This is a genomic window from Sporosarcina sp. P3 (assembly GCF_002743415.1).
GTDB classification, from domain to species: domain Bacteria; phylum Bacillota; class Bacilli; order Bacillales_A; family Planococcaceae; genus Sporosarcina; species Sporosarcina ureae_A.
In genome coordinates, this window is record NZ_PDZE01000025.1 from 1 (window position 1) to 9,645 (window position 9,645).

Annotated in this window: 9 protein-coding genes and 1 pseudogene; 6 read left to right on the top strand and 4 right to left on the bottom strand. The window is 41.7% G+C overall.

Annotated features, from left to right (window positions below):
* The coding region (locus CSV61_RS16240) for an Ig-like domain-containing domain (RefSeq protein ID WP_143561112.1) at positions 1-453 on the top strand (453 nt) is incomplete at its 5' end.
* A 528-nt stretch (positions 454-981) separates the two neighbouring features.
* On the opposite strand, the gene CSV61_RS16245 is transcribed toward CSV61_RS16240, so the two are convergent.
* Together CSV61_RS16245 and CSV61_RS16250 are read right to left on the bottom strand one after the other, a co-directional pair.
* Entirely contained in the window at positions 982-1,908 is a 927-nt protein-coding gene (locus CSV61_RS16245) for a glycine betaine ABC transporter substrate-binding protein (RefSeq protein ID WP_099640073.1), read from the bottom strand.
* Positions 1,909-2,647: 739 nt separating this feature from the next.
* The gene (locus CSV61_RS16250; protein WP_099640074.1) at positions 2,648-3,205 is read right to left on the bottom strand and encodes a GbsR/MarR family transcriptional regulator; all 558 of its coding nucleotides are present in this window, start codon (positions 3,203-3,205) and stop codon (positions 2,648-2,650) included.
* 210 nt (positions 3,206-3,415) lie between these two features.
* Between CSV61_RS16250 and CSV61_RS16255 the strand changes: the two genes are divergently transcribed.
* The 4 genes and pseudogenes from CSV61_RS16255 (at position 3,416) to CSV61_RS16270 (ending at position 7,508) form a co-directional block, all read left to right on the top strand.
* Positions 3,416-4,666, top strand: a complete 1,251-nt coding sequence (locus tag CSV61_RS16255; protein ID WP_099640075.1) for a quaternary amine ABC transporter ATP-binding protein — start codon at positions 3,416-3,418, stop codon at positions 4,664-4,666.
* Entirely contained in the window at positions 4,659-5,504 is an 846-nt protein-coding gene (locus tag CSV61_RS16260; protein WP_099640076.1) for an ABC transporter permease, read from the top strand. The genes CSV61_RS16255 and CSV61_RS16260 overlap by 8 nt, the downstream gene beginning before the upstream one ends.
* 380 nt (positions 5,505-5,884) lie before the next feature.
* A pseudogene (locus tag CSV61_RS16265) lies at positions 5,885-7,063 on the top strand (YifB family Mg chelatase-like AAA ATPase).
* Positions 7,047-7,508 (top strand): hypothetical protein, encoded by a 462-nt coding sequence (locus tag CSV61_RS16270; protein WP_233193665.1) that lies wholly within the window; start codon positions 7,047-7,049, stop codon positions 7,506-7,508. The pseudogene CSV61_RS16265 and the gene CSV61_RS16270 overlap by 17 nt, the downstream one beginning before the upstream one ends.
* Positions 7,509-7,777: 269 nt before the next feature.
* Here CSV61_RS16270 and CSV61_RS16275 read toward each other — a convergent pair whose 3' ends face one another.
* Together CSV61_RS16275 and CSV61_RS16280 are read right to left on the bottom strand one after the other, a co-directional pair.
* Positions 7,778-8,197 (bottom strand): conserved phage C-terminal domain-containing protein, encoded by a 420-nt coding sequence (locus CSV61_RS16275; protein WP_099640077.1) that lies wholly within the window; start codon positions 8,195-8,197, stop codon positions 7,778-7,780.
* A 22-nt stretch (positions 8,198-8,219) separates the two neighbouring features.
* On the bottom strand, positions 8,220-8,459 hold the full coding sequence (locus tag CSV61_RS16280) for a hypothetical protein (RefSeq protein WP_099640078.1): 240 nt from the start codon (positions 8,457-8,459) through the stop codon (positions 8,220-8,222).
* Between the two features lie 464 nt (positions 8,460-8,923).
* Between CSV61_RS16280 and CSV61_RS16285 the strand changes: the two genes are divergently transcribed.
* A partial coding sequence (locus CSV61_RS16285; protein ID WP_143561113.1) for a hypothetical protein occupies positions 8,924-9,645 on the top strand: 722 nt, incomplete at its 3' end.

A 9,645-nucleotide genomic window follows, 5' to 3' on the forward strand; every position in this document is an offset into this window, starting at 1 on the left:
AACGTAAAGTTATTGCCAGAGTATTTTACGGATTATGGTGGTGCGTATACTATTAAGGTATATAACGCGTTGAATAAAGAAATGAAGTACTTTGAATTTCTAGTAGAGAAAGATGTCATAAATGAAAATGATCTCACTAATCCACTTGAAGGTTTTAAAACGTTTAAGAAAAGAGAAGATATTAAACCTACTAAAACATGGAGCGTAACGTTCAGTGAGTCGGTAGATGAAAATACGATCAATAACAGTAATACATATATTATTGAAAAAGAATCGGGTAAGTCCGTGAAAGTCGGGTATGCCTTGCAAGAAGATGGAATCATGCTGGAAATTACGCCAGAGAAAAACTTCACTTCTGGTATGACGTATATTCTCATTGTAGACCAGCGTGTTACATCTGGAGAGGGTAATCAGTTAAACGAACCAGCTGCTATTGAGTTTACGGTGAAATAATCGTTATGAGTGCCTGTTTCTTACACATTTATATAGTGGAGAGAGTCAAAACAGAGCATATTTACGGTCAATTGTAAATTCTATAAAGGGTATGTGTATTCCAGGCAATTCTGTGATTGTATATAGGGATAAATAAAGAGAGACTGCTAATCCAAAAAGTGATGGTGGTCTCTCTGGCGTTTGTAGAGGTTAGAGTGTTTTATCAAATGTTAGTGGCAGGCGTCGTGGGATGGTTTGGATGTCTATATATCTAAGTGAAAGACTGAAAGGCGAAAAGTAAATAAAAAAGCGTTACCTGTGCATCACACAATTCAAGAATCGGGCTACAGGGATGGGTCCGTGGAGAAGCCGCATCCTCTTTGAGACGTAGTGTAGTCCGTAGGAGCGGGTGTCTTATACTGTCTACTCTGTGGTAATCATACAGTGATGGTTCGCCTGCGGGAAGTTTTGCACGTTCATTTACCGCTGCAAAAAAGCTGCTCTGAAAGTCATTTCTGACATTCAGAACAGCTTCACACTCTATTGAGTTTACTCTTTCAAATCTTCAATTGAATCAATATCCATGTAAGTTGGTACGACAAGACCAATTTTAACGCCTTCCATGCTTACGCCGATATCGTCTAATTTGTCACCGAACTTGTCCATGTATGTTGCGTGGGTAATTGGCAACCAGCCTGCCAGCAATACGTCTGCACTGCCGTCTGCAACTGCTGTATACATTGGACCAGCTTCAACTTGTGACATTTCTACTTTGTAACCCAGCTCTTCAAGTACGTTACCCATTACGTTCGTGCTCGCAACTGTACTGTCCCAAGCTACATAAACAAACTTGATTTCTTCTCCGTCGACTTTTTCTACGCCGTCAGTCCACTCAGCTACTTTGTCTTCGTTTGCATCGATCCAGTTTTGTGCTGCCACTTTTGGATCTTCTCCATCGATGATTTCAACCATGACCGCGCCCATATCTTCTTCTGTCCACTGGAAGTTGCTTAGCACTTTATACGCTTCCGGAAGATCTTCTTCTAAACCAAGACGTCCGATTGTGTGGATTTCTTCCGCACCACCGTATGAACCTTCTGGATCATCAAGATATTTCAGGTCATATTTAGCGAATTTCCAGTGTGGAGACCAGCCGGTCACGATGATAGGCTCTTCTTTGTCATACGCTTTTTTCAGTGCTGCTGTCATCGCTGCGCCTGAACCTGTTTGAACATCCCATTTTTCAAGGTCGTAGTCTTCAAGTGCTCGCTCTGATGCTTCCATGATGCCGGCACCCGGATCGATTCCTGTAATTTTGTAGTCTACTGCTTTACCGATAGATTCTGTAGACCCTGCTTTGTCTCCGTCACCATCAGTTTTCGACGTATCCTCGTCTTTGTCTCCGCCGCATGCTGCAAGACCTACTGTTAATAAAGCGACTGTGCCGAAACCTAAAACCTTCTTCTTAAATGACATGATTAATTTCCTCCTTGATGGTTGCAAGTTAGATGAACTATTGTATGTTCAACATTTGTATGTAAATACAACCTGTTTGTTTTGCTGACGTAGCAGCGAACGTTAACTAGTATATCTGTAATCTATTTGTAATACAACTGTTTTACCTATATTTATTGTTCGTACAGTTTTTTCTGTACGAATGAAACATACGTTGAATTTGTTTGAACATCAAAGGCGTTCTTCTGCTGCGAGGGGACAATGTTAGCTGAATCGCCTGCTGCACATATATTTCGTACGGTAGTTCGACTGTATTCGTCAGTGAGTATAGCCCCGTATTGATCTGGCTCAGGGGCCAGGTTTTCGGTGAAATGGTTGGGGTGGCGCCATAATCGAAGTGAAGGCAGCAGTTCGGTCGAAGAGGGTGCTGTCTTCTAAAGAGTGAAACTGGTCGTTTTCTCTTTCAAGTCCTAAGATGACATCGTCAACAATCGGAATGTGTTTGATCTATACGTTCAACCGAGACGATGCGGTCGTTGTGAAATTCGACTGAGGGGTAATTCGCAATATCTTCTTATCTCAATCGTCTTAATTCGGCAGGTCCTTCGCCGATAATTGCACGCTTATAAAGCATATTGTCACTCATTCCTAATATGTTCCAAGATAGTTGTATAACTGCCGGAAATTTGCGTTCTGCAAACAAGTCCGAAGGTTATTTTTTGCTTTAGTAAACAATAAAAAACCGTAAAAGCCAAAGCTTTTACGGTTGTCTGTCTTCCCGTCTATTCTCTTTTATTGGAACTAGATCAAAAATATCATGATCTTCAAATGCATCGACCAACTGATCGAGCCATTGGTAATAATCCTGTACATAGTGCAGTCTTTCAATATCCATTTCAACCGTCTGCTTCAGTTCTTCAGTAATAGAGGGATCAGTGAGCAGTTTATTCATCTCATTCAGCGACTTGCGGACTGCCGTTAAATGAAGAGAGACAGACTGGCGCCATTTGATAGAAAACAGGTCGATGAAGCTTTGATACCAGTCTTCTCTTACTTTATATAAATCTTTGCGGACGCCCCGTTTCCAGACGCGTTCGACCAATTTTAAATCAGATAGTGAGCGTACAGAAGTGCTCATGCTCGTTTTACTCATTCCAAGTTCTTCTGTCATTTCATCAAGTGTCAGTGGTTCATCGTGAAAGAACATCGTGCCGAATTGTCTGCCAGCTGAAGGTGTAAGACCGTATAAATGTATGTTCTGCGCAATAGTTTCAATGATTCGTTCGCGCGATTTTTCAAGCTGCTCTTTACCGTCCATAGAGAGTACCTCCATTATCATAGTGGGGATAGACACCTCCCCGATTGCTTATATAGCGTATTATATTTGCTTGAAAAAAGCAAAGAATAAATGATCTTTTGTACAGTTTTTACTGTACAAACAATTAAAATTGCATAAACTGTTGAATTGCAAAACGGTTACGTCTATAATAATAACGTTGAACTTTAACGAAACCAGGGAGTTGTACATATGAGTGAAGTAGAAATGATGAAGAAAATTGAAGTGCGTAACACAACAAAAATTTTCGGAAAGAATACTAAACGAGCTACACAATTATTGAATGATGGCATGTCGAAGAATGAAATCCTACAGGCGACAGGTGCAACGGTCGGCGTAAAAAACGCCTCATTTGACGTCTATGATGGAGAAATCTTTGTCATCATGGGGTTGTCGGGGAGCGGGAAGTCGACGCTGGTCCGTATGCTGAACCGTCTGATTGAACCAACGGTGGGCCAGGTATTAATCGACGGGCAGGATATTGTCAAAATGAATAAAGAACAATTACGCGAAGTACGACGGAAGAAAATCAGTATGGTGTTCCAGAACTTTGCATTGTTCCCGCACAAGACAATCCAGGAGAATACGGAATACGGTCTGGAAATTCAGGGTATCGACAAGGCGGCGCGCCAGGAAACAGCAAAAGAGTCATTGCGATTAGTAGGGCTGGCAGGCTATGAAAATCAATACCCGAATCAGCTGAGTGGAGGGATGCAGCAGCGTGTGGGACTGGCCCGTGCGCTTGCGAATGATCCGGACGTTATGCTGATGGACGAAGCATTCAGTGCGCTCGATCCATTAATTCGAAAAGATATGCAGGACGAGTTACTACAACTGCATCACGAGATGGGCAAAACGATTATTTTCATTACACATGATTTAGATGAGGCATTGCGTATTGGGGACCGGATTGCGCTGATGAAAGATGGCGATATCGTCCAGATTGGAACGCCTGAGGAAATCTTGATGAGTCCTTCCAATGAATATGTCGAGCGTTTTGTTGAAGACGTGGATCTGTCGAAAGTGTTGACAGCCGGCCATATTATGAAGAAAGCCGATACCATTCAGATTGACCGTGGTGCGCGTGTAGCATTGCGTCTGATGAAGAAATTAAGTATATCGTCCATTTATGTAGTAGATAAAGGAAATCGTCTACTCGGAGCAGTTACAGCGCAAGGTGCGGTCGCTGCAACTGAGGAAGGGAAGTCACTCGAAGATGTTTTGATTCGTGATATTACGAAAGTGTCTCATGATACAGTGCTGACTGATATGTTTGACGCGGTCTCTACCGCAACCGTTCCAGTAGCGGTAGTGAATGAACGCGATTATCTGCAAGGAATCATTATCCGCGGCGCGTTAATCGGCGCACTTGCAGGGGATGGACAGTTTATCAATAATGACATGGTCCCAGCAGAAACAGAAGAGGTGAGCACTCATGAATAATATACCTAGATTACCATTTGCCGACTGGATCGATGAAGGTGTAGATTGGCTTGTCGACAAGTTCGGAACAGTGTTTGACGGCATTTCTGAATTTTTAAAGGGGATAGTAGAAGGACTTGTCACAGGGATGGATTTTGTGCCATCGATATTGCTTGCGATTATTTTTGCGGCAATTGCTTATTTATTGTCGACTCGGGGAATTGCGTTGTTTACGTTAATCGGTTTATTGTTTATCGATTACTTAGGTTATTGGTACCCGATGCTGCAGATGCTCGCGCTAGTGTTGGCATCCGTCGCCATCGCATTGATTATCGGAATACCTTTAGGGATATTGGGCTCGCAATCACCAACAGCGAAAAGAATTATCAATCCGATACTCGACTTGATGCAGACAATGCCGGCGTTCGTTTATTTGCTGCCAGCAATTTTCTTCTTTAACATTGGTGTCGTACCGGGTGTTGTTGCGTCAGTTATCTTCTCGATGCCGCCAACAATCCGTTTGACAATGCTCGGGATTGAGCAGGTACCGGAAGATTTAATTGAAGCAACAGAAGCATTTGGTTCAAAAACTTCACAGCGTTTGCTGAAAGTACAGATTCCATTAGCAAAATCAACAATCATGGCCGGTGTCAATCAAAGTATCATGCTGTCACTTTCCATGGTGGTGATCGCATCTATGGTCGGTGCGCCTGGACTGGGTGAAGAAGTGTACCGTTCCGTTACCCAGCTGAAGACAGGTAAGGGTTTCGAAACTGGTTTATCTATCGTAATCGTAGCGATTATTTTAGACCGTATCACACAGTATGCGGGTACACGTAAGAGAAAAACAGCGAAATAAATAAATGGCTGCCCGGAAAATCAAAATTTGATTTTCTGGGCAGCTTTTTTGTGTGCAACCGTTTTATAATTAAAAAGCGTGATCTGTGCATCACACAATTCTGATACCAATCTGACAATTTGCGAGCATATAAACTGTAAAGTCATCTGATCGTGTAAATGATCGTGTGGCTTTTTTATCGTAAAAGAAAATAGTTGAAGAATGGATTTCTTCTATTGAAATCGCAAGTGAAATTCAATTCTTCTTTTATAAAACATGATATTGATGCCGTTTCTCTTTTCAAGAATTCAATTTTACTGTTTTGACCATGCTGCATCACCTCCGTTATACTCAATGCAATTAGATTTAGTAAAGAAGGTGAAGAGATGGCGTCGACTGTGATGAGTGTTGGGCTGCAAGGGTTAAAAGGGGAACGTGTCCGTGTGGAGGCCGATATACGCGTCGATAAAGAACAGTGTGTAATTATTGGGTTGCCGGATGCGAGTATCAAGGAATCGAAAGAGCGTATTTTAAGTTGTTTGCATCATTTGGATTTTGATTTGACGATGAAGAAGATTACGATTCATTTGTCGCCAGCGGATATACGAAAGAGCGGGACGGGTTTTGCCTCGATCCGTGGCCAGCAGCAGGCGAAGCGCGTATGGGAAATTGCTGCGGCAGGGGAACATCATACGTTATTGATTGGTCCACCGGGATGCGGTAAGAGTATGTAGGCTAGTGCATTTTCTTCTATTATGTCTGACTTGGCGCAGGAAGAGGCGCTTGAAGTATATAGCTTGTATCATCTCGCACGGGAAAAGCAGGGGATGATGTTGCGTCCGCCGTATCGCCAACCGCATCATTCCGCTTCTGCCATTTCACTGATTGGTGGAGGTACTGATCAGAAGCCTGGAGAGATTTCTTTGGTGCACCGTGGAAAACTGTTTCTTGATGAGCTGGGTGAATTTTCTCGGAAGACGCTGGATATGTTGCGGCAACCGATGGAATCTGGAGAAGTGACGATAAGTCGGGTCAAGCAGACTGTGAGCTATCCGGCATCGTTTACTTTGATTGCTGCAACGAATCCTTGTCCATGTGGTTATTATGGTTCCCATAAGCGATACTATACATGTTCTTCGAAACAGGTGACAAACTACCAACTGAAAGTGTCTGGTCCGATTTTAGACAGGCTGGATTATGTTTTGTCTTTGCAGAGCAGCGGGTTGAAAGAGAAAACTACTTCTGAAAGTTCTTTAGATATTCGCAAGCGGATAGCGAAAGCACGTGAGTTTCAACGTGCACGTTATGGAAACGATCTCCGTAATGGTACGGTTTCATTTCAACAACTGGAGCAGAGTGCCGGATTTACGGCTGATCAGTTGAATACAATTGGTGATGTCTGCTTTGAACGGAAATGGAGTAATCGGACACAGGTCAAACTCATTCGGATCGCCCGCACAATATCGGACTTGCAAGAAAGGCCGGATATTTCGATGGAAGCGTTGGAAGAAGCGATTATATGGAAACAGCTACCTACTAGCTTGCAGACGATAGGAGGTGAAGGTGCTGTCCAAACGTAAACGAAATTGGCGGCCGAATGCCTATTTTTATGTAGTGATGCGTGGCAATAATCGTCAGAATGTTTTCTCGTGTGAAGACGACATGTATCATCTAATGCGCTGTATCAGCCATGCTGCGGATCGCTATCGACATGTCGACCGCATTTACCAAAGTCGCTATTTTGCCAAAGAAGTCGATACCCCGCAAGCCCTCCTCGCAGTCAGCCGCTATATTCACCGCAATCCAATCGAAACGAAGATTCCGATGGTAGATTGCCTCACAGATTATCCATTTAGCTCTTTTCCATCCTATAGTGAGGATACTGGATCTTCATTGACCTGTATGGATACGCATTCCATTCTCCGGTACTTGCCGCCAACTTTTGAGAAAACTCGTTCGGGCTACGTTAGCTACTGTTTGCATACGATAGACGAACTTCTCGGTATGGAAGAGTATATGGATTGAGTAAGCATACTTATATTCTATTGTCGAGTATGAGAGGTGTTTAGTTAGGTTACCTGTCCTCAAACAATTCGAGTAGTTAAAGAGGGGAATAGAAGAGAAAAGTTAAAGATTGTCCGCTTCACACTTCAATATTAAAAAATGATGCACTAGCTACTCTTAAAAAGAAATCTTTGATTCCACCAGTTGACTATTTATCGCTTACTCATCCCCTCTGTTGAAATCAAGCATGGGTGCAACGGATAGGCAACTTTTTGGTTTCTTTGACACGGCTAGTTCATTTTTAACCATTGCTTTGTTTTTAGATCGCTGACTCGGATGAAGTCGTCTTGCGTGTAGCCTTCTTTAATCCGACCGTTGATAAATTTACGAGTAGCGGCGAATTGGGATTTGAAGTGTTTTCCGGTTTTGTCGTTTAGGTACTGAATCACAGATTGTGCGACGTCGAGATTCTTCTCGACAATGGGTTTATTCTTTATATTCTTAAGTTCTTTGGTTATTGGCCCTCCCATAGTGGGATACGCCACCGTCTCAGTGTGGGTTTGCACAGTGTCCAATTGTGGGTTAGCAATCGTCTCATGTTGGATTGGTGTCTCGTCCACTTTTGGGTCAGCCGGTATCTCATTTGGCTTATAGGAAAAAGTTAACTTTTCATAATTGATTCGATACCATTTCGTATTGTCGATTTTCATCTTGATGTGCTTCGAGGTGGAATCAAATATCCCTTTTGTTCAAGTCGTGCGTAATCCGTTTGATCGTGTTGAGTGACCAGAATGAAAATTCCTCCATCCAGTCGTCGTATGTGTTGTATACCCATTTATGACCGTCGCGAATGTTTTTGAAAATGTTCGAGCGGTAGTGAAGTTGTTGTAGGAATAGCGCAGCGTTCAGTCCGACTTTCATGACTAATGACGGTAATAATGGAATTGGCTCTTCGTTAAGTAGTAATTTCATATCGTTGCCCCCCCTAGAGTGTAGTGTAGTTGGAGTACTCATTTTGTACTTCTCATACTCCATATAGAGAGTTTTCTTGAAAAGGATACAGGTATATTGAAAAAGTAGTAGTGCGAGTGCTGGGTTCTTCCTACACTTCAAATGGGCAACTGAATGTTTACTAGTATGTGAGTATGTATGGAAAAATTGTGTTCCAACTGCCGTTAAATGTAGGAGTGATAGTAAGTGTGGGTTTAAGAGGTTTTTAATTAGACAAATTAACACTCTTTTAAAAATAAAATTGAGTATTGAAGAGAACTAGCTAGAAAATTAAATTTAACTAAATTACTATGTGAGATCGGCTAATAAGTTGGTTTTTTTGGATTATTAGTTCATCTACTAATAATATTTCACCACTATGAGTCTATGTACACAATACTATAGTAATGGTATTATGTATTTATTATTGTATTGGAGGAATTTCATTGAAAATTGTCAATGTTTTATTTTACACGCTCCTGGTTATGATTCTGGCTAGCGTGACTGCTATACCACAAAAAAGTTTTGCGCAAAATGAAATGGAAATGAATGATGGAGAAATGACTGTAACACGGATCTTAGATCAATCTACTCGGCTATTCAATACCGAATTAGTTAATGAGGTTGACAATGAAAAAACGAGTGCTACTAAATATTTTGCAGCAAATACACAGGCGTACTTTTTCTGGTTGTCCCTTCGTGATCGCGAATATAATGCTGTCACAGGTATTAAGGTAAGCCGTTTGGAAATGATTCAAAATGGACAAGTGGTTGCGAGAGCCAATCAATTGGACTCATATAGTGTGATTGGTGAATATCAAACAAGGTATTTAGAAAAGGTAAATTCTTTTCAAAATGTAAACGGAGAAAATACGATAGATATTGTGCTGTATTTAGGAAGTAGGGAAGTTGCGCGAGTGAGAGACTTTAGTGTCTATGTGTATGAAGATCCTGCGATTAGTTTTGTGAACCCTTATCAAATCGGTGTGCAAAGTGAAAAGTTTGGCTTTTCATTAGAAATGCTCAATGTCGATGAATCGCAAGCTGTAGATATATATTTACGTGATGAAGAAAATAACAGAATAACAAAGATCGATAAAGTGGTTGCAGATTACTATAACGAAGATGAAAATACTAGGAGACTAGATTTCGGTCTTTCGTTCATCGA